The organism is Humitalea sp. 24SJ18S-53 (assembly GCF_050632385.1).
Taxonomy (GTDB): Bacteria; Pseudomonadota; Alphaproteobacteria; order Acetobacterales; family Acetobacteraceae; genus Humitalea.
The window spans coordinates 4,657,985-4,681,658 of sequence record NZ_CP192599.1; the positions used below are offsets into that span (position 1 = coordinate 4,657,985).

Consider the following 23,674-nt stretch of genomic DNA (forward strand, 5'->3'; position numbering starts at 1 on the left):
CGACACAAGGGAATTGTCCATGAGCATCATCTCACTTTCACGCCGCGACCTTGCCCGGTTGCTCGGCGCCACCGCCGCGACCCTGCCGCTGCTGCCGGGCGGAAAGGCCTTTGCCCAGGCACGCGGCACCACGCTGGTGATCGGGATCGACATCTCCGACACCATTACCTTCGACCCGGTGCGCCAGGCACAATACACGCCGCCGCTGACGCTCGCGGCCTGTTACGACAGCCTGCTGACCCTGGAACCGGATGACCTAGTCAATCCGAAGCCGTCGCTCGCGACCGCCTGGGCGCGGCGACCCGGCGGGGATGGCTGGCGCTTCACCCTGCGCCCGAACGTGAAATTCGCGAGTGGCGCGACCATGACGGCGGAGGATGTGAAATTCTCCTTCGACCGGCTGATCAACATGCGTGAACAGACCCAGCAGTATATCAAGTCGGTCGATCGCGTGGAGGTTGTGGACGCCAATACGGTGGACTTCGTCCTGAACTCGCCGAACGCGCCGATCCTGCCGATCCTTTGCAACCCTGGGTGTTCGGTCCTGGAAAAGGCCGTCATGTTGCAGCATGGCGCCGTGCAGGGTGTCGAAGCCAAGGACACGGATCGTGCGACCGAATGGCTGAACGGCAATTCCGCCGGCACCGGCCCCTATCGCCTCGTTCGCTGGGAACGCAACGGCCAGATTCAGTTGCAGCGCAACCCGAATTACTGGCGCGGTACGCCAGCCTTCGAACGCGTGGTGATCCGGCATCTGTCCGATAGCGCGGCGCAGTTGCTGGCCGTCCGGCGCGGCGACGTGCAGGCCGCGTTCAACCTGATCCCGGAGCAGCTTTCGACCCTGCGCTCGGAACCGAACGTGCGCGTGGACAGGCTGCCGAGCCTGGACTTCGTCTACATGGCGGTGACGGAGAATCCGGCGGCCAACCCGGCGCTGGCCCAAAAGGCCGCGCGCCAGGCGATCGGCCATGCCATCGACTACGACGGCATCCTGGGCAGCCTGCTGGGTGGCAGCGCGCTGCGCCCGGCGCACTTCCTGCCGATCGGGGTCAATGGCAGCACTGAGGAAATCGCCCGCCGCATCGGCTACAAGCAGGACCTGAACCGCGCCCGCCAGCTGCTGCAGCAGGCTGGCGTGCCCGAAGGGTTCGAGATGGAAATCGCCTACGGCAACGCGGCTGTCGCCGGCATTTCCTACCAGGTGCTGGGCCAGAAGTTGCAGTCCGACCTGGCGCGTGTCGGCATCCGCGTGAAGCTGAACCCGATGGATCAGGTGAACATCCGGACGGTCTATACGCAGGGCCGTGGCGCCGGCGGTATCCTGACTTTCTGGAACCCGCCCGCCGTGTCTAACGATCTGTGGGCGAGTGCGGTGGTGGAGCGCGTCGCGCGCCGCGTGCACTGGACCGTGCCGCAGGCGACGACCGACCTGGTCAAGCAGGCGTCGGAGGAACAGGATCTGGCGAAGGCCGCCGAGCTCTGGGTTGAGTGGCAGCGCCAGGTGGTGGACGTCGCCCACCACTTCATCCTGTTCCAGCCGATCTACCAGATCGCGGTGCGTAACAGCATCAAGGCCTTCCCGCTGACCGCGGCGGGTTGGCAGTTGGATACGGGCGGCGTCACCCCGGCCTGATCCCGAGTTTCTGCAGGCGGTGAGCGGCAGGGCCGTTCACCGCCCCTTCGGGCATCCGTCCTGACGCCAGGGCGGCGATCTGGGCGACCGTGTCCATCGCCTGATGTTCCGCCGCCTGTGGCGTCATGCCGGCCAGATGCGGCGTAGCGATGACATCTGCACGTCGGGCCAGTCGGTGACTTGGCATCTGGTCCGGCGCGCGCCCCACATCCATCGCGGCACCGCCAAGGTGGCCCGAGTCCAGCGCTGCTTCCAACGCCGCCTCATCGACCAACTCGCCGCGTGACAGGTTGATGAAGAATGCTCCACGCCGCATCGCGGCAAAGGCGCGAGCGTCCATCAGGTTCGCCGTTTCCGGCAAGGATGCCGCGAGGCACACCACAAAATCCGCGCCCAGCACGTCGTCCAGCGGCGTATCCGGCGCGGCCTTCGGGTCATGCGCCAGCACATGCATGCCCATCGCGCGGGCAATCTCCGCCAGGCGCTGCGCGATGCGGCCGTAGCCGACCAGGCCGAGCGACGCACCCGACATCTGCCGCCCCACCACTGGCACAGGCACCGCATCCTGCCGATAGGCGATGACCGATCGCGACACGCCGCGCGCCAGATCCACCATCATCCCGATGCCGAGTTCCGCAACGGCATCGACAAACCCGGGCGTCGCGCGCGTGACCAGGATGCCCCGTGCCGACGCGGCCGCGACATCGATGGTGCTGATGTCGACCGCGCAGCGCAGAAAGGCCACGAGGTCGGGCGTGGCATCGAACGTCGCCGCCGTCCCGGGCGAACCGCGATAGGCGATGATGGCATCACAACCCTTCGCCGCCTCGGCCAGTTCGGCATCACGCAGGTCCCGGTCGGTCGGATTGCGCACGATCTTGGCGTGTTGGGCGAGCGCCGCAAGGGCGCGATCGCCAAAGTAGCCGGGGAAGTTCTCTGGTGTGTGGGATAGAAAGACCTTCATCGCTCGAAACTCGCCTCCCGTTTTTCGTTGAAGGCGCGGATGCCTTCCAAATGATCGCCCGCCGAAAAGCACAGCACATTCATTTCATTCTCGTAGGCGAGGCCGGTTGTCAGCGGCGCCTCCATCGCCATACGCATCGCGGCCTTCACCGATTGCACGGCAACGGGGCTCAGGCCCGCGAGTTTCTGGGCCAGTTCGCGGGCGCGCGGCAGCAAGGCGTCGGGGGCCACGATCTCCTCGATCAGCCCAAGCCGCAGTGCTTCCTCGGCACCGATCGGATCGCCTAGCATCAGCAGGCGCGCGGCGCGCCCTTGGCCGATCATGCGCGGCAGGATCTGCGACGCACCGCCACCACCGACCCAGCCGCGCTGCACTTCGGGAAAACCCAGGCGCAGCGTGTCGGCGGCGATGCGCAGATCCGCCGAAAGCGCCGTCTCCGCCCCGCCACCCAAGGTCCAGCCTTGCAACGCCGCGACCACGGGCTTGCGCAACCCCCGCACCGCCGTCGAGTATTCAATCCTGTTGCGGAAATGCCAGGCCGAGGCGTAGCCGGCCAGCGCGTTCAAATCGCTGCCGGCGCAGAAGGCGCGATGGCCTTCGCCGCGCAGCAAGACCGAACGCACCGCGTCATCAGCATCCAGCGTGCGGCAAAGATCGGTCAGGCGCTTCGCCATCGCCGGCGTGACCGCATTGTGCTTGGCGGGCCGATCCAGCACCAACTCGGCCACCCCGTCGGAGACCTCAAGCCTCACATCGCCGTCCATCGCATATCCTCCCTTGGTTGACTTGATTGTATCGTTCTAACTGGGGCAGGATAGGGGCAAGCGGGGGAGGCCGCGTCCATTGCCGCGTTACATCGCGACCCGTCTGTTGTCCGCGCTCGCGATGGCCTTGCTGGCCAGCCTCGTGGTCTTTCTCATTTCCGCATTGGTGCCGGGCGATCCGGTGCTGGCGCAGATGGGCGACATCGCTGCGTCGAACCCGGCGACCGTGCTGGAATGGCGCGCGAAATGGGGCCTCGACCTGCCCTTGTGGGAGCGTTACGGGATTTTCCTATATGGCCTCGCACATGGCGATCTTGGCATCTCAATCGCCACGCGGCGGCCGGTGCTGGACGACATCGTGCAGTATGCGCCGGCGACGGTGGAACTCGCGACCATCGCCTTCATGCTCGCCATCGGTGTCGGCATTCCGCTTGGGATCGCAGCCGCCGTATGGCGCGACACCTGGGTCGATTCGTTGGCCCGCGTCATCTCCCTGCTCGGCGTCTCGGCCCCGACCTTCTGGCTCGCCTTCATCATGTTGGCGATTTTCTATGGCTGGCTCGGCTGGGCGCCCGGGCCGGGGCGGATGGACCCGATCGCCTTCCCGCCCGACGGCCCGACCGGATTGTTCCTGCTGGATGCGGCGCTGGCGCGGGACTGGGAAGCCTTCTGGGACGCGGCCACGCATCTCGTGCTGCCCTCCATTGTCCTGGCCGCGGCGACCATCGGGCTGATCACCCGCACGACGCGTGCGGCGATGCTGGACAGCCTCGGCCAGGATTACGTGCGCGTGGCCCGCGCCAAGGGATTGCGGGCGCGGGTGATCGTGCTGCGCCACGCGCTGCCGAATGCACTGGTGCCCGTGGTGACCCTGGGCGGCCTTGCCTATGCCAACCTGCTGGCGGGGGCGGTGATGACCGAGACGGTGTTCTCCTGGCCAGGCCTTGGCCGCTACACATTCCGCTCCGCCGCGGCGCTGGATTTTCCGGCGATCATGGGCATCACCCTCGTCGTCTCGGCGACCTACCTGCTGGTGAACCTGCTGGTTGATCTGTCCTATGCCGCGCTCGACCCGCGGGTGCGCCGATGAGCGCCACCGTGGTCATGCCGGTCGCGCGGCCGCGCTGGCGCCGCCGCCTGCAACGCTACGGCCCCGCCTGGGCCGGCACGGCGATCGTCGTCGCCTGGCTGCTGGTCGCCCTTCTCGCGCCCTGGATCGTGCCCTACCCGCCCGATGCGCAGGACATCGTGAACCGGCTGGCGCCGCCCTCCGCGACCCATTGGCTCGGCACCGATGTGCTGGGGCGCGATGTGTTTTCGCGCCTGCTCTATGGCGCGCGCTTGTCGCTGACGGCTGGGTTCACGGTGGTGCTGCTGGGGGCCGCCATCGGCATCACGGTCGGCATCGTCGCGGCCTGGTCGCGCGGCATCGTGGACGAGGCGCTGATGCGCTTCACCGACCTGGTGCTGTGCTTCCCGCCGATCATCCTGGCGCTGGCCATTGCCGCGGCCCTGGGCATCGGCACAACCAACACCATCCTCGCCATGCTTGTCGTCTGGTGGCCGAAATTCGCGCGATTGGCGCGGGCGCTCGCGCTGGTGCAGCGCAGCCAGGAGTATGTCGAGGCCGCGACCGTCCTCGGCCTGCGCCCGGTGCGCATCCTCGGCCGACACATCCTGCCGAATACGATGGGGCCGCTGGCGGTGCTGATCACGCTGGACCTCGGCAATGCGATCCTGACCTTCGCCGGGCTGTCCTTCCTAGGCCTTGGCGTGGTGCCGCCGACGCCGGAATGGGGCTCGATGGTCGCGGAGGGTCGTGAACTTGTCGAACAATGGTGGGTCGCGGCCTTCCCCGGCTTCGCCATCCTGACCGTCGTCGTCGGCTTCAACTTTTTGGGGGATGGGCTGCGCGACTGGCTCGATCCGAAGACGCGGTCACGCTGATGGATGTCACGCCCTTGTTGACCCCCGTGCTCGACGTCGAGGATCTGCGCACCGTCTTCCTGACCGACGCCGGCGCGGTGCGTGCGGTCGATGGCGTGTCCTTCACCGTCGGCCCCGGTGAAACCCTCGGCATCGTCGGCGAAAGCGGCTCCGGCAAAAGCGTCACGGCCCTGTCGCTGATGCGGTTGCTGGAAGAACCCGCCCGCATCATCTGCGGCAGTGTGCGCTTCCAGGGCCGCGACGTGCTGGCGATGACCGGCGAGGAACTCCGCAACTGGCGCGGCGATCGCGCGGCGATGGTGTTCCAGGACCCGATGACCGGGCTGAACCCCGTTATCCGCATCCTGCGCCAGGTGACGGAGCACATGATCTCCCACGGCCGCCAGACACCGGCCACGGCAAAGACCCGCGCGGTGGATTTGCTGCGCCGCATGGGTGTGGCAGCACCCGAACGCGCCGCCGCCTCCTTCCCGCACCAATTTTCCGGCGGCATGCGCCAGCGCGTGATGATGGCGATCGGCGTCGCCAACGACCCGGTGCTGCTGATCGCCGACGAACCGACGACCGCGCTGGATGTCACCATCCAGGCGCAGATCCTCGACCTGCTGCGTGGATTGAATGAGGAATTCGGCACGGCCATCGTGCTGATCTCCCACGACCTCGGCGTCATCGGCACGGTCTGTCGCCGGGTCGCCGTGATGTATGGTGGTGAGATCGTCGAGGAAGCCGAAACCGCCGCCGTCCTGACCGATCCGCGCCACCCCTATGCCTGGGCCCTGGTCAATGCCGTGCCGCGCCTGGACAGCCCGGCCGGTGCGCGGCTGGTCGCGATCGAGGGGTCACCCCCCAACGCGCTGAACCCGCCGCCCGGCTGCCGCTTCGCCGCCCGCTGCCCGTTCAAGATCGCCCGCTGCGAAACCGACCATCCCCCGTTGATGGAGGTCGCCCCCGGCCGTCGCGCGCGCTGTTGGGTCACCGCCGACGGCCGTCCTTTACCACCCCCGCCCATCGCCGCCGAAGCCATCACGCGCGCCCCGGCGCCCGAGGAACGCCCCCTTCTCGAAGCGCAAGCCCTGATCAAGCATTTCGCCCTGCCCCGCAGTGGCGTGTTCGGCAAACCCGGCACCGTGCATGCGGTGAATGGCGTCGATCTTCGCCTGCGCCGGGGTGAGGCATTGGGCATTGTCGGCGAAAGCGGCTGCGGCAAGTCCACCCTCGCACGGTTGGTGACGCGGCTGCATGCGCCGACATCCGGCACGCTGCGTTTCGATGGGCAGGACATCACGAACCTGTCCTCCGCCGAAATGCGCCCGCTGCGGCCACGCATGGGGATGGTGTTCCAGGACCCCTATGCCTCGTTGAACCCGCGCATGACGGTGGGCGATGCCCTGGCCGAACCGCTGCTGGCGCACAACCGCGTGGCCTCCCGCGCCGAAGCGCGCGAAAAAATCCTGGATCTGATGGCAACGGTGGGCCTCAAGCCCGAATGGGCGGAACGCTTCCCGCATGAGTTCTCCGGCGGCCAGCGGCAGCGCGTATCCATCGCGCGATCGCTGGCACTGGAACCTGATCTGGTGGTCGCCGACGAGCCGGTCTCGGCGCTGGATGTGAATGTGCAGGCGCAGGTGCTGAACCTGATGCTGGACCTGCGGGAACGGCTTGGCCTGTCCTACCTGTTCATCGCGCATGATCTCGCCGTGGTGCGGGCGTTCTGCGACCGCGTGTCGGTCATGTACCTCGGCCGATTTGTCGAGGAAGGTCCGGCGCTCGACGTCTTTTCCGCGCCGCTGCATCCCTACACCGTCGCACTGACCTCCGCCGTGCCCGAACCCGGGCGCGAACGCGTGGTGTTGGGCGGTGAGCCGCCATCGACGCTTGTCCTACCAACCGGCTGCGCCTTCCGCGGCCGCTGCCCCGTCGCCCGCCCCGCCTGCGAAGCCCCGCCCCCCTTGGTCGAGGTCGCGCCCGGCCGTCGTGTTGCCTGTCACTTCCCAGGATCCTTCCGTCCATGATGCGCCAGATCACCGCCGCCGAAGCCGCCGCCCTTGTTCGCGATGGCGACACCCTCTTGGTCGGCGGGTCCGGCGGCGGCCATGCCGTGCCGGATGCCTTGCTGGCGGCAGTTGGCGATCGCTTCCGCGCCACGGGCGCCCCCAAAAACCTGACCGCCGTGCATCCGGTCGGCCTGGGCGATGGCAAGACGCGCGGTGCGGGCCACCTGGCGCAGGAAGGGCTGTTGAAGCGCGCCGTATCCGGCACCTTCGTCAATTCCCCCGGCATCGCGCGCCTGGCGCTGGATGAGAAGATCGAGGCCTATACCCTGCCGCAAGGTGCGATGTCGCAATTGATGCGGGAAATGGCGGCGGGGCGGCCCGGGCTGCTGACGACCATCGGCTTGCACACCTTCGTCGATCCGCGCCTCGGCGGCGGGCGGCAAAGCGCGCGGGCGACGGAAGACCTGATTGAAGTTCAGGACTTCCGCGGGGAAGAATATCTTTTCTACAAACCCTATCCCGTGAACGTCGCCTTCATCCGCGGTTCCGCCGCCGATGCCAACGGCAATATCTCGATGGAGCATGAGGCCGTCACCCTCGAAATGCTCTCCATCGCGCAAGCCGCACGCCGCGCCGGCGGCATCGTCATCGCCCAGGTCAAGCGCATCGTGCCGGCGGGATCGCTGCACCCCAAGATGGTCAAGGTGCCGGGCATCCTGGTCGATGCCGTGGTCCTCGCCCCCGACCAGTGGCAAACCTTCGAAACCGAAGACAGCGCTGCGTACTCCGGCCACGCCCGCGTGGCGCTGGAGGACATTCCCCGCCTGCCGCCCGGACCGCGCCGCATCGTCGCGCGGCGCGGCGCGCTGGAATTGTTCGAAGGCGCCATCTGCAACCTTGGCTCCGGCATCTCCACCGGCATCGCCAATGTCGCGGCCGAGGAAGGTATCCTGCGGCGCATCTGCCTGACCAACGAACAGGGCAATATCGGCGGCGCGCCGGCTAGCGGGAATGAGGCCGGGGCGGCGATGTCGCCCGATGCGCAGGTGGACCAGCCCTACCAGTTTGATTTCTACGATGGCGGCGGGCTGGACCTCGCGTTCCTTTCCTTCGCCGAATTCGACGCGGAAGGGAATGTGAACGTCTCCCGCTTCGGCGGCCGCATCGTCGGGCCGGGGGGCTTCATCAACATCAGCCAGGGCGCGGGCTCGGTGGTGTTCGGCGGCACGCTCAGCGCCGGTGGTGTGCCGAAGGCGGTGCAGCGGGTCGAACAGGTCACCTTCTCCGGCGGCTATGCGCAGGCGCGCGGCCAGCGCGTGCTCTACGTGACCGAACGCGCGGTCTTCCAACTTGGCGCGCAGGGGCCGGAACTGATCGAAATCGCGCCGGGGGCCGACCTGGAAACCGATGTGATCGGCGCCATGGCGTTCCGTCCCGCCGTTTCCCCCAATCTGCGGCTGATGGATGCGCGGCTTTTCGCCGACGCGCCGATGGGGATCGACCTGCCGCGCGCGACACCCCGCCCGGCCCTGGCGCGCTTCGCGTGACGACGCACCTGGCCGTCGGCGAATCCGTGTCCTTCACGAAAACGCTGTCGGCGGCCGATATCGCCGCCTTCTCCGACATCAGCGGCGACCATGACCCCATCCACACCGATGCCGCCCATGCCGCGACGACCGCCTTCGGGCGCATCATCGCGCATGGCGCGCTGGTGATGGGGCTGCCCTCGGCGACCGCGTCCATGATGTCCAAGCGCTCCGTCGAACGGGGCGCCACCGGCACGCCGGTTTCGGCCGGCTACGACCGTATCCGCTTCACCCGCCCGGTTTTTGCTGGCGACAGGCTGACCGCGCGCTACACGATCGAGGCGGTGGACGACACCGCCGGCCGCACCCGCGCGCGGGTCGAGGTTGTGAACGACGCTGGGCAAACCTGCGTCATCGCCACGCATATCCTGGCCTGGGTTCCCGCCGCGTAGGCGCCCGCACCGATGAAAAGGCCCATGAAGGACAACGACCTGCCCATCACCCTCAGCCTTGGCACCGCAACGCCCGGCGGCGGCTTCCCCGCCTATGGCGCGGCCTTCGCCGCCGCCGTGCATGCGGCCGATCCCCGCGTCACCATCCTGCCGCGCAACACCGCCGGCAGCCTGGAAAACGCGCGGCTGCTGGCGGCCGGCGGGATCGATCTTGGACTGGTTGCCGGTGACGCCGCGACGACGGCCCTCAACGACGGCAGCGGAATCACCCTGGCCGCCGCGATGTATGCGACGCCGGGGATGTTCGCCCTGCGTGGCGACCACCCGGCCCGGACCATCGCCGATCTACGCGGGCAGCGCATCGCCTGGGGCGCGCGCGGGTCGGGCTTCATCGTGCTGGCGCGGCAGGTGATGGCGGGGCTTGGCCTCGACATCGAACGCGATTTCGACGCCGTGCTGCTGGACCGCGCGGGGGATGGGCCGGCGATGGTGCTGGATGGCAGGGCCGCGGCGCTCTGGGGCGGGGGTGCGGGTTGGCCGGGGTTTGCCGCCATCGCCGCCGGGCCGATGGGCCTGCGCTTCCTGGCGCCAAACGCCGTGGAGTGCGAAGGCATCCTGGCCGCCGACCCGGGCCTGCGGCCGATGTCCCTGCCCGCCCGCAGCTATGCCGGCCAGGCGGCACCGGTCGCCTCGGTCGGCACCTGGAGCCTGGTCCTTGCCCGGCCGGGGCTCGACGACGCCGCCGGCTTCCACCTCGCCAGCGCATTGCACGCGGCCCAACCCGGTTTTGCCGCGCTCTTGCCGCAGGCGGCGGAAACCACCCCCGAAAACACCGCCGCCGCGGCGCCCGACCCGGCGCAGATCCATCCTGGTGTGCGGCGCTTCCTGCGGGATGCCGGTCTGCTGCCCTGAATCAACGCGCCGCATTGCCGCCGGCGTGCCGGGGCGATACCTCGGCGGGGATACCACCGGAGCGCGTCATGACGCAGGACCAACGGCTAAGCCAGATCGCCGATCTCCTGACCTTGAAGGCCGATGGCAACTACGGGCTCAGCGCCATCAACCAGCGCCAGCACGCCCTGCAATGCGCGCTGCTGGCCGAACAGGCGGGCTGCCCGGACACGCTGATCGCCGCCGCCCTGCTGCACGATATCGGCCACATGGTGCACAACCTGGGCGAAAACCCCGCTGAGGACGGTGTGGACGACCAGCACGAAGCGCTCGGCCATGCCTTCCTGGCCAATTGGTTCGGCCCCGCCGTGACCGAACCCGTGCGACTGCATGTCGCGGCCAAGCGCTACCTCTGCGCGACCGAGGCCGATTACTTCGCCAAGCTGTCCGGGGATTCGGTGCTGAGCCTATCCCTCCAGGGCGGGCCGATGTCGGCGGCGGAGGTGGCCGCCTTCGACGCCATGCCGCATGCCGCGGCGGCGGTGCAACTGCGGCGCTTCGACGAACAGGCGAAGGTCAAAGGGCTGCAAACGCCCCGGGTCGCGCATTTCATGACCTATGTGGCGGGCTGCATAAACCCGCCGGCGACCGCGGCCGCCGTCTAACCCGGTGGCGGCCGGCGCCCGAACGGCAGCATCGCCCGGCAGCGCGCGCCAAGGCCGCGCACCTTCTGCCAGGCTGTCTCCTCCATGCCTTCCATCTTGATGGCCATGCCCGGCCATCGCTCGGCGAAACGCCCGAACAGGCGGAATGCCCAGGTATGCTGGTCGCGCAGGACGAAGACGCCCAGCCCGAAACACACCAGCCCAGGCAGGATCGGCAGGATCAGCCCGACAGGCCCCAACGCCATCAGCCCATAGCCCATGGCCTTTCGCTTCGGGCAGGGGCACATGATGCTCACTGGGCCGGGCACTCCTTCAGATGCGGCAGAGTGCCGCCCACGGGTGAAGGAAAGATGGCGATGATGCAATGCATCGCCAAGACCCGGCAACCAATCAGATGTGCAGCGCGCGCCCTTCGACCGCCAGGGCCGCTTCCTTCACCGCCTCGTTCAGGCTGGGGTGGGCGTGGCAGGTGCGGGCGATATCCTCGCTGCTGGCGCCGAATTCGATCGCCAGGACGATTTCCGCGATCAGCGTCCCGGCATCCGGCCCGATGATATGCGCCCCCAAGACCTTGTCCGTGTCCTTGTCGGCCAGGATCTTCACGAACCCATCCACATCGCCCATGGCGCGGGCGCGGGCATTGGCCATGAAGGGAAATTTACCGACCTTGTAGGCCTGCCCGCGGGCCTTCAGCTCTTCCTCGGTCTCGCCGACGCTGGCGACCTCGGGCCACGTGTAGACCACGCCCGGGATGGCCCCGTAGTTCACGTGCCCCGTCTGCCCGGCCAGGATCTCGGCCAGGGCGACGCCCTCTTCCTCGGCCTTATGGGCCAGCATGGCGCCGGCGATGACGTCGCCGATGGCCCAGATGCCGGGGACGTTGGTGGCGAAATGCCCGTCGGTCGCGACGCGGCCGCGGTCATCCATGGCCACCCCGACCTCGGCCAGGCCCAGGGATGCCGTATGCGCGCGCCGGCCGATGGCGACCAGCACCACATCGGCCTGCAAGGTCTCGGCGGCGCCGCCCGCGGCGGGTTCCAGGGTCAGGGTCACGCCCGTGTCGTCGGTGGTGGCGCCCGTCACCTTGGTCTTCAGGCGGAACTTGAACCCCTGCTTGCCCAGGATGCGCTCGAACGCCTTGCCCAGTTCATTGTCCATCGTCGGCACCAGCCGATCGAGGAATTCGACCACCGTCACCTCGGCGCCCAGGCGGCGCCAGACGCTGCCCAGTTCCAGCCCGATCACGCCGCCGCCGATCACCACCAGGTGCTTCGGCACGGCGGCCAGCTCCAGCGCGCCGGTGCTCGTCACGATCTGCTTCTCGTCCACGGCGACGCCCGGCAGGTTGATGCTGTCCGACCCCGTGGCGATGACGATGTTCTTGGCGGCATAGGCGGTGTCGCCCACGGTGACCTGGCCGGGCGCGGTGATCCGGCCCTCGCCCTTCAGCCAGGTGATCTTGTTCTTCTTGAACAGGAATTCGACGCCCTTGACGTTGGCCGACACGACCTCGCCCTTGCGGGCATGCATCCGTTCCAGGTCCAGGGTCACCGGGCCGACGTTCACGCCATGGTCGGCCAGCTTGTGGACCGCTTCCTCGTAATGCTCGGAAGAATGCAGCAGCGCCTTGGACGGGATGCAGCCGATGTTCAGGCAGGTGCCGCCCAGGGTGTCGCGCTTTTCCACGCAGGCGACCTTCAGGCCGAGCTGCGCCGCGCGGATGGCGCAGACATAGCCGCCGGGGCCGGCGCCGATCACGATAACGTCGAAGCCTGTTTCGCTCATGAAGGCGGCATCCTGCTGGTCGTTCGTCGCTTCATGGCCCGATGCGCCACGCCGGGCAAGGCTTGGCGGCGCGCATGGGGCCTGCGATGAAACGGCAAAGCCGGAGGAAGCCCCCATGACCGCCATCACCCGACGCGCGCTGCCCCTTTTGGCACTGGCCGCGACACCCGCGATCGCCCAACCCGCCTGGCCCGACCGCCCGGTGCGCGTGGTCGTCCCCTTCCCCGGCGGCAGCACGCCCGACATCGCGGCCCGGGCGGTCGCGGCGCATTTCACCACGGTCTTCGGCCAGCCCTTCGTGATCGACAACCGGGCGGGCGCGGGCGGCAATATCGGCACCGATGCGGTCGCCAAGGCGACGGACGGGCATGTGATCGGCGTGTCGATCAACTCGCCCCTGGCCGTGGCCCCGGCGCTCTTCCCCAACCTGCCCTACGACCCGCGGCGCGACCTGGTGGCGATTTCGCTGCTGGCGCGGTTGCCCCAACTGCTGGTGGTGCATCCCTCGGTGCCGGCCAGCGATGTCGCGGGCTTCATCGCCCATGCCCGGGCCAACCCGGGCAAGATGACCTATGGCTCGGTCGGCGCCGGATCGGGCAGCCATTTGGCGATGGAAGAATTCATGGCCCGTACCGAAACCCGCATGGAACACGCGCCCTATCGCGGCTTCCCCCAGGCGGTGCTGGACCTGGTGGCCGGGCGGATCGAGGCGATGTTCGTCTCCAGCGGAGCGGTACTGGCACAGGTGCGCGAAGGCCAGGTGCGGGCGCTGGCGGTGACGTCGGATACCCGCATCACCCAGCTCCCCGCCGTGCCGACCCTGGCCGAGGCCGGGCTGCCCGGCGCCGCTTCCTATGGCTGGATCGCGCTGATCGCGCCCGCCGCCACGCCCGCCCCGCGGGTCGCGCGCCTGGCGCAGGAAGCCCAGGCTGCCCTGGCCGACCCACGGACCAAGGCGACGCTGGAAGCCACCGGCTTCGAGATCGTGGCCAGCAGCCCGGCCGATGCGGCGGCCTATATCGCCGCCGAGGCCGAGCGCTGGGGCGGGCTGGTGCGCCGGCTGGACATCAAGCCGGACGCATAAGCCCCACCCGCCCGCCGGCGCCTGGACCATTTTCCGTTCGCCGAGGCTTACTTCAAATGGTCCAGCCTGTTGTTTTGACGCATTTCCGGAGTCGTCAGGTGAAGGCACCTGACTTGAAAATGCTCAATGCGCCGGCTGGCCGCGCGTCTTGTAGAGCGACAGCGCGATCGACCCCGCGATGATGCCGAAGGTCACCACCAGCGCGTATTCCACCGGTACCGCCTTGCCACCCGCGAACCAGTTGGCGAGCATCTTCGCGCCCACGATCATCAGCACGATCGACAGCCCATGCTTCAGATACTTGAAGCGGTGGATGATCCCGGCCAAGGCAAAGTACATCGCCCGCAGGCCCAGGATGGCAAAGACATTGGCCGTGTAGACGATGAAGGCGTCGTCGGTGACGGCGAAAATCGCGGGAATGCTGTCCAACGCAAAGACCAGGTCGGTCAACTCGACCAGCACCAGCACCAGGGCGAGCGGCGTCAGCATCCACTTGCCATTCTCACGCCAGGTGAAGGCGCTGCCCCGGAAATCGCTGGTCACCGGCAGTTTGCGGCGCATCCACAGCATCAGCGGGTTCTGGGTCGGGTCGCCGTCCTCCTCACCCACGCTGCGCAGCATCTTCCAGCCGCTGTAGATCAGGAAGGCGCCGAAGAGGATCATGATCCAGTCGAACTCGCGGATCAGCGATGTGCCGACCACGATCATCACGCCGCGCATCACCAGCGCACCCAGGATGCCCCAGAACAGCACGCGATGCTGATAGGCCGGGGGCACGCCGAACTTGGCGAAGATCAGGACGAAGATGAAGATATTGTCGACCGACAGCGCCCATTCGATGACGTAGCCGGTCAGGAATTCAAGGCTGCGGGTATGCCGTATCTCCTCGGTCGCGCCATAGGTCATGCGCAGATACACGAAGAATAGCAGCGCCAGCCCGACATAGGCCGCCGATTTGATCAGCGCCGTCGTGACCGGCACGGCGACCGGCTGGCCGTCCGGCCCCTTCTTCGAAAAAAGCCCAAGGTCGAACAGCAGCAGCAGCAGCACGCCGCCGTTGAAAATCACCCAAAACCAGATGTTCGCTTCCACGCCCAAAAATCTCCCCATACGGCCGGAGTGGGCGACAGACTTCGGGCCCCCGCTCTCGGCCACCCAACGGATGGCGATCCGACATCACGCGGGCACCCCCTGGGGATCGCTCCTGGGGGATGCCGGCGCCAGAGGGGCCCGGATCAGGTGTCCATCTAGTAATCTTTCGGACAGGTGGCAAGTGGGAAATTGCCTGGCGGAACATTGCCCCGCGCCGCTTGAGTCGGGCGGGGCGTGCGACCATGTCAGGCGTCCACGGGCCGAACCGGGCGGTGCGTGGGCGGGGCGGTTTGCGCCCGGCCGGATGAACGCTTAGATACCCGGGAAGTCACACACAGCGGCCAGGGCAGAAGCGCCCGCCGCGTAAAAATCGGGGCGCGACGATGGGTTCCTTCAGCATCTGGCATTGGCTGATCGTGCTGATGGTCGTGTTGCTGCTGTTCGGCAGCGGCAAGATCAGCGGCCTGATGGGCGATCTGGCCAAGGGTATCAAATCCTTCAAGGCAAACATGAAGGAAGACGAAAAGGACGCCTCGATGGAGGCGCAGGCCCCGGCGACGCCGCCGGCCGGCAGCATCCCCGGCCCCGCCGGTGCGACGGCCCAGGCGACGACCGCCCAGCCGGCCGCGTCGAGCCGCCCGGCCGCCTGATCCGATCCAGCCCCGCTTGGGGCTGGAGATCGGGTTTTCGTCATGACGCCCATTCCCGGCGGCATCGCGGCAGCCATTTGCGCCGCAGGGCGCCGGTTGGATGCGCGTGGCTGGGTTCCGGCCACGGCCGGCAATTTTTCCATGCGCCTGGGCGCGGACCGGATCGCCGTCACGCGATCCGGCTTCCATAAGGGCTTCCTGACCCCTGCGGCCCTGATGGTCGTGGACCTGGACGGTCGGCCGGAAGACGCAGCCCTTTGGCCATCGGCCGAAACCGGCCTGCATTGCGGCATCTATCGCCGCTTTCCGGAAACCGGTGCCGTGCTGCACGGCCATTCCATTGCCAATACGGTGCTGTCGTGCGCCGCCGGCGATGATCTGATCCTGGAAAATTATGAATTGTTGAAGGCGTTTCCGGGTCTGGCCACCCACGAAGCCCGCGTCGCGGTGCCCGTGGTGGACAATGACCAGGACATCGCCCGCATGCAGCGCGTGGTGGAGACCCGCTGGCGCGACATGGGCGGTGCGGCCCCGCCGGGGTATCTGATCCGCGGCCACGGATCCTATATCTGGGCCGACAGCATGCCCGCCGCCCTGGCGCGGTTCGAGGCGCTGGAATTCATGCTCGCCTGCGAACTCGCCACAAGGAGGATCCCGTGAGCCGCCTGACCGTCTGGAACGCTGGCGACACCAGCGTCGAAACCACCACCGAGGACGCGGCCGACATCGCCCGCATCCTGGCCGATATCAATGTCCGCTTCGAACGCTGGGACATCGCCCCGCTGCCGCCGGGCGCCTCGGCGGAGGATGTGCTGGCGGCCTATCGCCCGCGCCTGGATGCCTTCATGGACGGCACCGCCGCCGGCAGCAGCGATGTCATCCGCCTGACCCCCGATCATCCGATGAAGGATGCGCTGCGCCAGAAATTCCTGGACGAGCACATCCATACCGAGGACGAGATCCGCTTCTTCCATGAAGGTTCGGGGAATTTCGTCATCCACGCCAATGGCCGCGTCTATGACGCGCATTGCACCGCGGGCGACCTGATCAGCGTGCCGGCCGACTACAAGCATTGGTTCGATGCGGGTGAGGCACCGAATTTCACCGCCCTGCGTGTCTTCACCGACACAAGCGGCTGGACGCCGCATTACACGGGCACGGACATGGCCAAGCGCTTCCCCGCCGACACGCAGTGACGCGCCCAACCGCGATCCTGGTCGATATCGAGGGCACCACCAGCGCCATCGCCTTCGTGAAGGACACCCTGTTCCCCTTCGCGGAGGCCGCACTCGACAATTTCCTGGCGGATCACGCCAAGGACCCGGCGGTGGCGGCACTGGTCGATGACGTGCGCGCCCTGGCCCCCGGCCAGGATCCGGCGGCCGCCCTGCGCGGCTGGATGGCGGCGGATGCCAAGGTCACGCCGCTGAAAACCCTCCAGGGCATGATCTGGGAGGCGGGGTTCAAAGACGGCCGCCTCCAGGGCCACCTCTGGCCCGATGTGGCGGCGTGTTTGCGCGCCTGGTCCTCGGCCGGATTGCGGCTCTACGTCTATTCCTCGGGCTCGACCCGTGCCCAAAAGCTGCTGTTCGGCCATTCTGTCGCGGGCGATTTGGCGGGGCTGTTTGGGGGCTTCTTCGACACGGCGGTCGGGCCGAAGCGCGACCCGGCCTCCTACCGCAGCATCGCCGCGGGTTTGAACCTGCCGGCGCAGGAAGTCCTGTTCCTGTCCGACATCGCCGAGGAATGCGACGCCGCCCGCACCGCCGGCCTGCAAACCTGCCGCCTGGTGCGCCCCGGTGATGGCACCCTGCCAGGCAGCACGCATCCGGAAGCCGTCGATTTCCCGGCCGTCGCCGCGGCATTCGGGCTGCCGCGCCCGGGCTGACTCGGCCCCACCGACCGCGTAGGGTGCGCCCGCCACCCGACCCCCCGAGCCACGGGAGCCCACGATGCTGACCACCTACACGCTGGAAAACGGCATCGTCGTCACACGGCTGGGGGTCCAGCCGACCGACGTCTTGTCGCGCGCCGTCTGGCTCGACCTGTTGAACCCGACATTGGAAGAAGAACGCGCGGTGCAGGAGGCGTTGCGCCTGGAAATCCCGACGCGCGAGGAAATGCAGGAGATCGAGAGCAGCTCCCGCCTGTATCGGGAAGAAGACACGCTCTTTCTCACCGCCAACTTCCTCTACGGCGTGGAAAGCGGCGAATATGGCTCGACCGCGATTTCCTTCGTGCTCGCCAGCAGCGCCCTGGTCACGGTGCGCTATGCGACGCCAAAAGCCTTCCCCTCCTTCATCGCGCGGCTGACGCGCCAGCCGCAGACGCTGCTGAGCTGCCCCGATGCGGTGATGCTGCATCTGTTCGAACAGGTCGTGGACCGGCTCGCCGATATCCTGGAACGGATCGGCGCCGACATGGACCGCGCCAGCAAGGCCGCCTTCCGCACCGCGCGTGGTGAGATGAAAGCCTCCGTGCGCGACCGGGAATTGAAGAACGCGCTGATCGTCCTGGGTGAAGTGGGGGAAGTCACGACCCGTGCCTCGGAAACCCTGCTCGGCCTGAACCGGATCCTGACCTTCGTCGGCGCGGAAAAGGCGACCGCCGTGCGCAAGGAAAACCAGCCGCTGATCAAGACGCTGGTGCGCGACGTGCGAAGCCTGGTCGAACACGCCAATGTCCTGAACGCCAAGGCAGGGTTTTTGCTCGATGCCGTGCTCGGCATCATCAATGTCGAGCAGAACGCGATCATCAAGACCTTCACGGTGGCCTCGGTCGCACTGATGCCGCCGACCCTGGTCGCCAGCATCTACGGCATGAATTTTCGGTCCATGCCGGAACTGGACTGGAGCTTCGGCTACCCCGTGGCGCTGGGCGTCATGCTCTGCACGGCGATCCTGCCGCTGCTGTATTTCAAGCGGAAGGGGTGGTTGTAGCGTCGTCCCACAAGCGCGCCGCCCCCAGCACGCCCGAACTGTCGCCATGCTGCGCGGGCCGCAGCACCACCTGCTTCACATCGCCAAAGATCCAGGGCGCCATCAGCCCCGGCACCTGCTCATACAGATGCGGCAGGTTCGACAACCCGCCCGCCAGCACGATGCAATCGGGGTCCAGGATATTGGCGATCATCGCCAGCGCCCGCGCCAGCCGGTCGGCGTGGCGGGCGATGGCCGCCGTGGCGCGGGGATCGCCAGCCTTGGCGCGCGACACCGCCTCATGCCCCGTCGCCGTCCCCGCATCGGCGGCCAGCGCGGGGCCTGGCAGGAAGGTCTCGGTGCAGCCGGCGCGGCCGCACCAGCAGCGCGGCCCGGGGTATTCGCCGGGCGTCATCCAGGGCAGCGGCGTATGGCCCCATTCGCCGGCGATGCCGTTCAACCCTTCCAGCACGCGCCCATTGACGACGATCCCGCCACCGACCCCAGTGCCCAGGATGACAGCAAAAACGGTACCGAACCCGGCGCCGGCGCCATCGGCCGCCTCGGACAGCGCCAGGCAATTGGCGTCGTTGGCGATGCGGACCTCACGCCCCAGGCGGGCCGACAGGTCGGTGCCAAAGGCGCGGCCGTTCAGCGCCTGGGTATTGGCGTTGCGGATCAGCCCGGTCGCCGGCGACGGGCTGCCCGGGATGCCGATGCCGACAGTGCCGCTTGTGCCGGTCTCGGCCTCGGCCGCCGCGACCAGGCCTGCGATCGCCTCCACGATGGCCGCGTAATCGCCCGAGGGCGTCGGCACCCGCCGGCGCAGCAGCGCACGCCCATCGGCGCCGAGCGCCACGATTTCCGTCTTGGTGCCGCCCAGGTCGATGCCAATTCTCATGTCCCAAGCCTGCGGGGCCAGCCACGCGCAGGCAACCCCGGCTTGCGGGCGGCCCTCTGGAGTGGTGGAGTCATCTCATGTCCGAGACAACCATCGACCTGAGCGGGCTGACCTGCCCGCTGCCCGTCCTGAAGGCCAACAAGGCCCTGCGCGGCATGCCCCCGGGCGCCAGGCTGACGGTGATCGCGACCGACCCCGCCTCGGTCGCCGATTTCCACGCCTATGCCAAGGAAACCGGCCACGCGCTGGTCTCGGTCAGCGAACAGAAAGGCGCCTGGCGCTTCACCCTGCGCCGGCGTGAGGATGCGCCGACCACATGACCGTCCTGCTGCTGACCCACCGGGCGTGCCTCGACCACGACATGGGCGACGAGCATCCCGAATGCCCCGACCGCCTGCGCGCCGTGCTGCGCGCGCTGGAGGCGGAGGAGTTCATGATGCTCCACCGCGACCAAGCCCCGCGCGCGACGCGTGAACAATTGTGCCTGATCCACCCCGAAAGCCATGTCGACGCCATTTTGGCGGTGCGCCCCGAAGGCGACGCCCGCGTGGCGCTGGACGCCGACACGGTGATGTGTGCCGGCAGCGCCGAGGCCGCCCTGCGCGCCGCCGGCGCCGGCATCGCCGCGGTGGACGCCGTCTGCCGGGGTGAGGTGCTGCGCGCCTTCTGCGCCGTGCGCCCGCCGGGGCATCATGCCGAACCCGACGCGCCGATGGGGTTTTGCCTGTTTTCCAACGCCGCGATCGCCGCGCGCCATGCCCAGGTCGCGCATGGCCTGGCCCGCGTCGCGGTCGCAGATTTCGATGTCCACCACGGCAATGGCACCCAGGCGGCGTTCTGGGACAAGCCGGGGCTGTTCCTCGCCTCCTCGCACCAGATGCCGCTCTATCCCGGCACCGGGGCGGCCGCCGAACGCGGCCGGTTCAACAACATCGCCAATGGCCCGCTGCATCCCGGCGCCAATGGGGCGGCATTCCGTGCGGTCTGGGAGGATGACCTGCTGCCCGCCCTGGCCGCCTTCGACCCCGAATTGCTGATCATCTCGGCCGGCTTCGACGCCCATGCGGCCGATCCCCTGGCGCAATGCCGGTTGCGGGAGGTTGACTACACCTGGATCACCACCGAGTTGTGCCACCTGGCGCAGGCCGGGTCGGCGCGGGGACGGGTGGTCTCCATGCTCGAAGGCGGCTACGACCTCACCGCGCTGGCCGCCTCGTCGGCGGCGCATGTCCGGGCGTTGATGGAAGCCTGAACCGCCCCACTTGGGGGCGAGGTTGCGTCCGGACCCTATCGATTGCCCACGCCGGGTCGGGACCCGACACCACAGGAGCCGCCAGGCATGGCCGATGCCGAGATTGCCGACTTGTCCTTCGAAGCCGCGCTGGCCGAGTTGGAAAAGATCGTGAAGGGCCTGGAGGGCGGCCAAGGCGCGCTCGCCGAGGCGATCGGCGCCTATGAGCGCGGCGACGCGCTGCGCCGGCATTGCGAACGCCTGCTGGCCGATGCCGAGGCCAAGGTCCAGGCCATCACCCTCGGCCCCGATGGCGAAGCCGCCGGCGTGCGGGACCTCGCGTGATGCCCGACACGCTGGACGACACCGCGCTGAACGCCGCCCTCACCCTGGCCCGCGCCGAGATCGAGGGCGCGCTGGATGCGCTGCTGCCGATCGAGGAGGGCGACGAGGCCCGCCTCTACGCCGCCATGCGCCATGCCGCGATGGGCGGCGGCAAGCGGATGCGCGGCTTTTTGGTGCTGGAGGGTGCCGAGCAATTCGGCGTCGCCCGCGAATCCGCCCTGCGGGTCGCGGCGGCGATCGAGATGCTGCACGCCTATTCGCTGGTGCATGACGACCTGCCGGCGATGGATGACGACGACCTGCGCCGCGGCAAGCCGACCTGCCATGTCGCCTTCGACGAGGCGACGGCGATCCTGGCCGGCGACGCGCTGCAAGCCCTGGCCTTCCAGATCCTGGCCGAGGAAGACACCCATTCCGACCCCTCCGTGCGCGCCGAACTGGTGCGCTGCCTGGCCCGTTCGGCCGGGGCGCGGGGCATGTGCGGCGGCCAGATGCTGGACATCCTGTCGGAAACCGCCGGCGGCCCGCTGACCGAGGCCCAGGTCGGCCGGTTGCAGATGATGAAGACCGGCCGGCTGATCGAATTCTCGGCCGAGGCCGGGGCCCTGCTCGGCAAGGCCCCCAGCGCCCAGCGCCACGCGCTGGCCCTGTTCGGCCGCGACGTAGGCGCCGCCTTCCAGATCGCCGACGACCTGCTGGACCTGACGGCCACCCCCGAGGAAGCCGGCAAGCGCACATCCAAGGACGCGGCGCAGGGCAAGGCGACCCTGGTCGGGCTGCTCGGCCCCGACCGCGCCCGCGCCCAGGCGGAGCGCCTGGTGGACCAGGCGATCAGGCATCTGGACAGTTTCGGCGAACGTGGCGATAATTTAAGGATGCTCGCCCAGTACGTGCTTGGCCGCCGGTCATGACCGCTCGCCCCGCGACCCCGCTCCTCGATCGCGTCCAGATCCCTTCGGACCTGCGGAATTTCTCGCCCGATCAGTTGAAGCAACTGGCCGATGAACTCCGGGCGGAAACGATCCACACGGTCTCCACAACCGGCGGTCACCTGGGCGCCTCGTTGGGTGTGGTGGAATTGACGGTCGCGATCCATGCCGTGTTCGAAACGCCGAATGATCGGCTGATCTGGGACGTCGGGCACCAGGCCTATCCGCACAAGATCCTGACCGGGCGGCGGGACCGCATCCGCACCCTGCGCCAGGCGGGCGGGCTGTCGGGGTTCACCCGCAGGTCGGAAAGCGAATACGACCCCTTCGGCGCGGCGCATTCATCGACCTCAATCTCCGCCGGGCTCGGCATGGCCGTGGCGCGCGACCTCAAGGGCGACCATCGCCATGTGATCGCGGTGATCGGCGACGGCGCGATGAGCGCCGGCATGGCCTATGAGGCGATGAACAACGCCGGCAGCCAGAAGGCGCGGCTGATCGTCATCCTGAACGACAACGACATGTCGATCGCACCGCCCGTGGGCGCGCTATCGGCCTATCTGTCGCGGCTGATCTCCTCCCGCCCCTTCCTGTCGCTGCGGGAAGTGATGGCCAAGGTCGCCCGCCGCTTCCCGGCGCCCTTGGAACGCGCCGCGCGCCGGGCCGATGAATACGCCCGCGGATTGCTGACCGGCGGCACGTTGTTCGAGGAATTGGGCTTTTACTACGTCGGCCCGGTCGACGGTCACGAACTCGACCATCTGCTGCCGATCCTGCGCAACCTGCGCGATGCCGAGGATGCGCGGCCGATCCTGCTGCATGCCGTCACGCAAAAGGGCCGCGGCTACGCGCCGGCCGAGGCTTCGGCCGACAAATACCACGGCGTGCAAAAATTCAACGTCATCACCGGCGAACAGCAGAAGGCCCCACCCGGCCCGCCCGCCTATACCAAGGTGTTTTCCCAGGCCCTGATCACCGAGGCCGCTCTCGACGACCGCATCGTCGCCGTCACCGCCGCCATGCCGAACGGCACCGGCCTGGATGCCTTCGCCAAAAAATTCCCGACCCGCTGCTTCGATGTCGGCATCGCCGAACAGCACGCAGTTACGTTTGCTGCCGGCATGGCAACCGAGGGCCTAAAACCCTTCGTCGCGATCTATTCGACCTTCCTGCAACGCGGCTACGACCAGGTCGTGCATGACGTCGCCTTGCAGAACCTGCCGGTGCGTTTCGCGATGGATCGCGCGGGACTGGTCGGGGCCGATGGCGCGACCCATGCGGGCGCCTATGACATCGCCTTCCTGGGCTGCCTGCCGGGCATGACCCTGATGGCGCCGTCCGATGAGGTGGAACTGACCCATATGGTCGCCACCGCCGCCGCCTTCGACGGTGGCCCCATCGGCCTGCGCTTCCCACGCGGCGACAGCACGGGCCTGGCCATTCCCGAACGCGGCACGGTGCTGGAGATCGGACGCGGCCGGGTGCTGCGCGAAGGCACCTCCGTCGCGCTCCTGTCCTACGGCACGCGCCTGGCCGAATGCCTGCTGGCGGCCGAGGACCTGGCCACCCATGGCCTGTCCTGCACCGTCGTGGACGCCCGTTTCGCCAAGCCGCTCGATACCAACCTGATCGAACGCCTGGCCCGCGATCACGAAGTGCTGCTGACGGTCGAGGAAGGCTCCATCGGCGGCTTCGGCGCCCTGGTGTTGCACCATCTGGCCTCGCGCGGGCTGTTGGACCGGGGGCTGAAGATCCGCACCCTGACCCTGCCGGACCGGTTGATCGACCACGACACCCCTCGCCGCCAGTATGACGAGGCGGGGCTGAACGCGCCGCAGATCGTGGCCGCGACGCTCGCCGCCCTCGGGACCGACGCGCGGGCGCTGCCGGCACGGGCCTGACC

At 68.2% G+C, this 23,674-nt stretch carries 25 protein-coding genes; 19 read left to right on the forward strand and 6 right to left on the reverse strand.

The genetic code is table 11. The annotated features are described in order from the left end of the window. The first annotated feature begins 19 nt into the window (after positions 1-19). Positions 20-1,633 (forward strand): ABC transporter substrate-binding protein, encoded by a 1,614-nt coding sequence (locus tag ACQW02_RS22380; RefSeq protein WP_431282121.1) that lies wholly within the window; start codon positions 20-22, stop codon positions 1,631-1,633. Here the strand turns inward: ACQW02_RS22380 and ACQW02_RS22385 are convergent. Both ACQW02_RS22385 and ACQW02_RS22390 read right to left on the reverse strand, forming a co-directional pair. Then, positions 1,620-2,597 carry an NAD(P)-dependent oxidoreductase gene (locus tag ACQW02_RS22385; RefSeq protein WP_431282122.1) on the reverse strand — a complete coding sequence of 326 codons (978 nt, stop codon included), beginning with the start codon at positions 2,595-2,597 and terminating at the stop codon, positions 1,620-1,622. The genes ACQW02_RS22380 and ACQW02_RS22385 overlap by 14 nt on opposite strands. After that, a complete protein-coding gene (locus ACQW02_RS22390; RefSeq protein ID WP_431282123.1) occupies positions 2,594-3,361 on the reverse strand; it encodes an enoyl-CoA hydratase/isomerase family protein in 768 nt (255 codons plus the stop codon). The genes ACQW02_RS22385 and ACQW02_RS22390 overlap by 4 nt, the downstream gene beginning before the upstream one ends. A gap of 79 nt (positions 3,362-3,440) precedes the next feature. On the opposite strand from ACQW02_RS22390, the gene ACQW02_RS22395 reads away from it, so the two are divergent. The 7 genes from ACQW02_RS22395 (at position 3,441) to ACQW02_RS22425 (ending at position 10,836) form a co-directional block, all read left to right on the forward strand. Continuing rightward, on the forward strand, positions 3,441-4,451 hold the full coding sequence (locus ACQW02_RS22395; protein ID WP_431282124.1) for an ABC transporter permease: 1,011 nt from the start codon (positions 3,441-3,443) through the stop codon (positions 4,449-4,451). Next, the gene (locus ACQW02_RS22400; RefSeq protein ID WP_431282125.1) at positions 4,448-5,308 is read left to right on the forward strand and encodes an ABC transporter permease; all 861 of its coding nucleotides are present in this window, start codon (positions 4,448-4,450) and stop codon (positions 5,306-5,308) included. Before ACQW02_RS22395 ends, ACQW02_RS22400 begins: the two co-directional genes overlap by 4 nt. Then, the gene (locus tag ACQW02_RS22405) at positions 5,308-7,320 is read left to right on the forward strand and encodes a dipeptide ABC transporter ATP-binding protein (protein WP_431282126.1); all 2,013 of its coding nucleotides are present in this window, start codon (positions 5,308-5,310) and stop codon (positions 7,318-7,320) included. The genes ACQW02_RS22400 and ACQW02_RS22405 overlap by 1 nt, the downstream gene beginning before the upstream one ends. Beyond that, on the forward strand, positions 7,317-8,849 hold the full coding sequence (locus ACQW02_RS22410; protein ID WP_431282127.1) for an acyl CoA:acetate/3-ketoacid CoA transferase: 1,533 nt from the start codon (positions 7,317-7,319) through the stop codon (positions 8,847-8,849). Before ACQW02_RS22405 ends, ACQW02_RS22410 begins: the two co-directional genes overlap by 4 nt. After that, positions 8,846-9,280, forward strand: a complete 435-nt coding sequence (locus ACQW02_RS22415; RefSeq protein WP_431282128.1) for a MaoC family dehydratase — start codon at positions 8,846-8,848, stop codon at positions 9,278-9,280. Before ACQW02_RS22410 ends, ACQW02_RS22415 begins: the two co-directional genes overlap by 4 nt. Before the next feature lie 24 nt (positions 9,281-9,304). Beyond that, positions 9,305-10,192, forward strand: coding sequence for a TAXI family TRAP transporter solute-binding subunit (locus ACQW02_RS22420; RefSeq protein WP_431282129.1), 888 nt, complete (start codon positions 9,305-9,307; stop codon positions 10,190-10,192). Positions 10,193-10,260: 68 nt separating this feature from the next. Beyond that, a complete protein-coding gene (locus ACQW02_RS22425) occupies positions 10,261-10,836 on the forward strand; it encodes a phosphonate degradation HD-domain oxygenase (RefSeq protein WP_431282130.1) in 576 nt (191 codons plus the stop codon). Here ACQW02_RS22425 and ACQW02_RS22430 read toward each other — a convergent pair. Beyond that, positions 10,833-11,132 (reverse strand): hypothetical protein, encoded by a 300-nt coding sequence (locus tag ACQW02_RS22430; protein WP_431282131.1) that lies wholly within the window; start codon positions 11,130-11,132, stop codon positions 10,833-10,835. The two genes, ACQW02_RS22425 and ACQW02_RS22430, sit on opposite strands and share 4 nt — an antisense overlap. Positions 11,133-11,226: 94 nt before the next feature. Then, complete coding sequence (gene lpdA, locus ACQW02_RS22435; protein ID WP_431285959.1) at positions 11,227-12,747, reverse strand: dihydrolipoyl dehydrogenase; 1,521 nt, start codon at positions 12,745-12,747, stop codon at positions 11,227-11,229. On the opposite strand from lpdA, the gene ACQW02_RS22440 reads away from it, so the two are divergent. Then, positions 12,737-13,705: a Bug family tripartite tricarboxylate transporter substrate binding protein gene (locus tag ACQW02_RS22440; protein WP_431282132.1), complete on the forward strand. Its 969-nt coding sequence runs from the start codon at positions 12,737-12,739 to the stop codon at positions 13,703-13,705. The two genes, lpdA and ACQW02_RS22440, sit on opposite strands and share 11 nt — an antisense overlap. Positions 13,706-13,828: 123 nt before the next feature. Here the strand turns inward: ACQW02_RS22440 and ACQW02_RS22445 are convergent, their stop codons facing one another. Beyond that, on the reverse strand, positions 13,829-14,797 hold the full coding sequence (locus tag ACQW02_RS22445) for a TerC/Alx family metal homeostasis membrane protein (protein ID WP_431282133.1): 969 nt from the start codon (positions 14,795-14,797) through the stop codon (positions 13,829-13,831). 383 nt (positions 14,798-15,180) lie between these two features. Here ACQW02_RS22445 and ACQW02_RS22450 point away from each other — a divergent pair, with 383 nt between their 5' ends. The 5 genes from ACQW02_RS22450 (at position 15,181) to corA (ending at position 18,386) form a co-directional block, all read left to right on the forward strand. Next, positions 15,181-15,447 carry a twin-arginine translocase TatA/TatE family subunit gene (locus ACQW02_RS22450; protein WP_431282134.1) on the forward strand — a complete coding sequence of 89 codons (267 nt, stop codon included), beginning with the start codon at positions 15,181-15,183 and terminating at the stop codon, positions 15,445-15,447. Between the two features lie 42 nt (positions 15,448-15,489). Further along, a complete protein-coding gene (locus ACQW02_RS22455) occupies positions 15,490-16,107 on the forward strand; it encodes a methylthioribulose 1-phosphate dehydratase (protein WP_431282135.1) in 618 nt (205 codons plus the stop codon). Next, positions 16,104-16,643: a 1,2-dihydroxy-3-keto-5-methylthiopentene dioxygenase gene (locus ACQW02_RS22460; protein WP_431282136.1), complete on the forward strand. Its 540-nt coding sequence runs from the start codon at positions 16,104-16,106 to the stop codon at positions 16,641-16,643. Before ACQW02_RS22455 ends, ACQW02_RS22460 begins: the two co-directional genes overlap by 4 nt. Beyond that, the gene (gene mtnC, locus ACQW02_RS22465; protein WP_431282137.1) at positions 16,640-17,335 is read left to right on the forward strand and encodes an acireductone synthase; all 696 of its coding nucleotides are present in this window, start codon (positions 16,640-16,642) and stop codon (positions 17,333-17,335) included. The genes ACQW02_RS22460 and mtnC overlap by 4 nt, the downstream gene beginning before the upstream one ends. Positions 17,336-17,399: 64 nt before the next feature. Further along, on the forward strand, positions 17,400-18,386 hold the full coding sequence (gene corA / locus ACQW02_RS22470) for a magnesium/cobalt transporter CorA (RefSeq protein WP_431282138.1): 987 nt from the start codon (positions 17,400-17,402) through the stop codon (positions 18,384-18,386). Here corA and ACQW02_RS22475 read toward each other — a convergent pair. Further along, positions 18,364-19,266: an ROK family protein gene (locus ACQW02_RS22475; RefSeq protein ID WP_431282139.1), complete on the reverse strand. Its 903-nt coding sequence runs from the start codon at positions 19,264-19,266 to the stop codon at positions 18,364-18,366. The genes corA and ACQW02_RS22475 overlap by 23 nt on opposite strands. Before the next feature lie 77 nt (positions 19,267-19,343). Here ACQW02_RS22475 and ACQW02_RS22480 point away from each other — a divergent pair, with 77 nt between their 5' ends. From ACQW02_RS22480 to dxs, 5 genes are all read left to right on the forward strand, one after another. Then, complete coding sequence (locus ACQW02_RS22480; RefSeq protein WP_431282140.1) at positions 19,344-19,586, forward strand: sulfurtransferase TusA family protein; 243 nt, start codon at positions 19,344-19,346, stop codon at positions 19,584-19,586. After that, positions 19,583-20,518 carry a histone deacetylase family protein gene (locus tag ACQW02_RS22485; RefSeq protein ID WP_431282141.1) on the forward strand — a complete coding sequence of 312 codons (936 nt, stop codon included), beginning with the start codon at positions 19,583-19,585 and terminating at the stop codon, positions 20,516-20,518. The genes ACQW02_RS22480 and ACQW02_RS22485 overlap by 4 nt, the downstream gene beginning before the upstream one ends. A gap of 87 nt (positions 20,519-20,605) precedes the next feature. Next, on the forward strand, positions 20,606-20,842 hold the full coding sequence (locus ACQW02_RS22490) for an exodeoxyribonuclease VII small subunit (protein ID WP_431282142.1): 237 nt from the start codon (positions 20,606-20,608) through the stop codon (positions 20,840-20,842). Next, positions 20,842-21,753, forward strand: a complete 912-nt coding sequence (locus ACQW02_RS22495; RefSeq protein WP_431282143.1) for a polyprenyl synthetase family protein — start codon at positions 20,842-20,844, stop codon at positions 21,751-21,753. The genes ACQW02_RS22490 and ACQW02_RS22495 overlap by 1 nt, the downstream gene beginning before the upstream one ends. After that, positions 21,750-23,672 carry a 1-deoxy-D-xylulose-5-phosphate synthase gene (dxs, locus tag ACQW02_RS22500; protein WP_431282144.1) on the forward strand — a complete coding sequence of 641 codons (1,923 nt, stop codon included), beginning with the start codon at positions 21,750-21,752 and terminating at the stop codon, positions 23,670-23,672. Before ACQW02_RS22495 ends, dxs begins: the two co-directional genes overlap by 4 nt. Positions 23,673-23,674 lie beyond the last annotated feature (2 nt).

Coding starts and splice junctions, on each gene's coding strand:
- dxs (WP_431282144.1), top strand. CDS start 21,750: ATGACCGCTCGCCCCGCGACCCCGCTCCTCGATCGCGTCCAGATCCCT.
- ACQW02_RS22405 (WP_431282126.1), top strand. CDS start 5,308: ATGGATGTCACGCCCTTGTTGACCCCCGTGCTCGACGTCGAGGATCTG.
- ACQW02_RS22485 (WP_431282141.1), top strand. CDS start 19,583: ATGACCGTCCTGCTGCTGACCCACCGGGCGTGCCTCGACCACGACATG.
- ACQW02_RS22400 (WP_431282125.1), top strand. CDS start 4,448: ATGAGCGCCACCGTGGTCATGCCGGTCGCGCGGCCGCGCTGGCGCCGC.
- ACQW02_RS22475 (WP_431282139.1), bottom strand. CDS start 19,266: ATGAGAATTGGCATCGACCTGGGCGGCACCAAGACGGAAATCGTGGCG.
- ACQW02_RS22480 (WP_431282140.1), top strand. CDS start 19,344: ATGTCCGAGACAACCATCGACCTGAGCGGGCTGACCTGCCCGCTGCCC.
- ACQW02_RS22440 (WP_431282132.1), top strand. CDS start 12,737: ATGACCGCCATCACCCGACGCGCGCTGCCCCTTTTGGCACTGGCCGCG.
- ACQW02_RS22490 (WP_431282142.1), top strand. CDS start 20,606: ATGGCCGATGCCGAGATTGCCGACTTGTCCTTCGAAGCCGCGCTGGCC.
- lpdA (WP_431285959.1), bottom strand. CDS start 12,747: ATGGCGGTCATGGGGGCTTCCTCCGGCTTTGCCGTTTCATCGCAGGCC.
- ACQW02_RS22425 (WP_431282130.1), top strand. CDS start 10,261: ATGACGCAGGACCAACGGCTAAGCCAGATCGCCGATCTCCTGACCTTG.
- ACQW02_RS22380 (WP_431282121.1), top strand. CDS start 20: ATGAGCATCATCTCACTTTCACGCCGCGACCTTGCCCGGTTGCTCGGC.
- ACQW02_RS22385 (WP_431282122.1), bottom strand. CDS start 2,597: ATGAAGGTCTTTCTATCCCACACACCAGAGAACTTCCCCGGCTACTTT.
- corA (WP_431282138.1), top strand. CDS start 17,400: ATGCTGACCACCTACACGCTGGAAAACGGCATCGTCGTCACACGGCTG.
- ACQW02_RS22420 (WP_431282129.1), top strand. CDS start 9,305: ATGAAGGACAACGACCTGCCCATCACCCTCAGCCTTGGCACCGCAACG.
- ACQW02_RS22410 (WP_431282127.1), top strand. CDS start 7,317: ATGATGCGCCAGATCACCGCCGCCGAAGCCGCCGCCCTTGTTCGCGAT.
- ACQW02_RS22495 (WP_431282143.1), top strand. CDS start 20,842: ATGCCCGACACGCTGGACGACACCGCGCTGAACGCCGCCCTCACCCTG.
- ACQW02_RS22455 (WP_431282135.1), top strand. CDS start 15,490: ATGACGCCCATTCCCGGCGGCATCGCGGCAGCCATTTGCGCCGCAGGG.
- ACQW02_RS22450 (WP_431282134.1), top strand. CDS start 15,181: ATGGGTTCCTTCAGCATCTGGCATTGGCTGATCGTGCTGATGGTCGTG.
- ACQW02_RS22390 (WP_431282123.1), bottom strand. CDS start 3,361: ATGGACGGCGATGTGAGGCTTGAGGTCTCCGACGGGGTGGCCGAGTTG.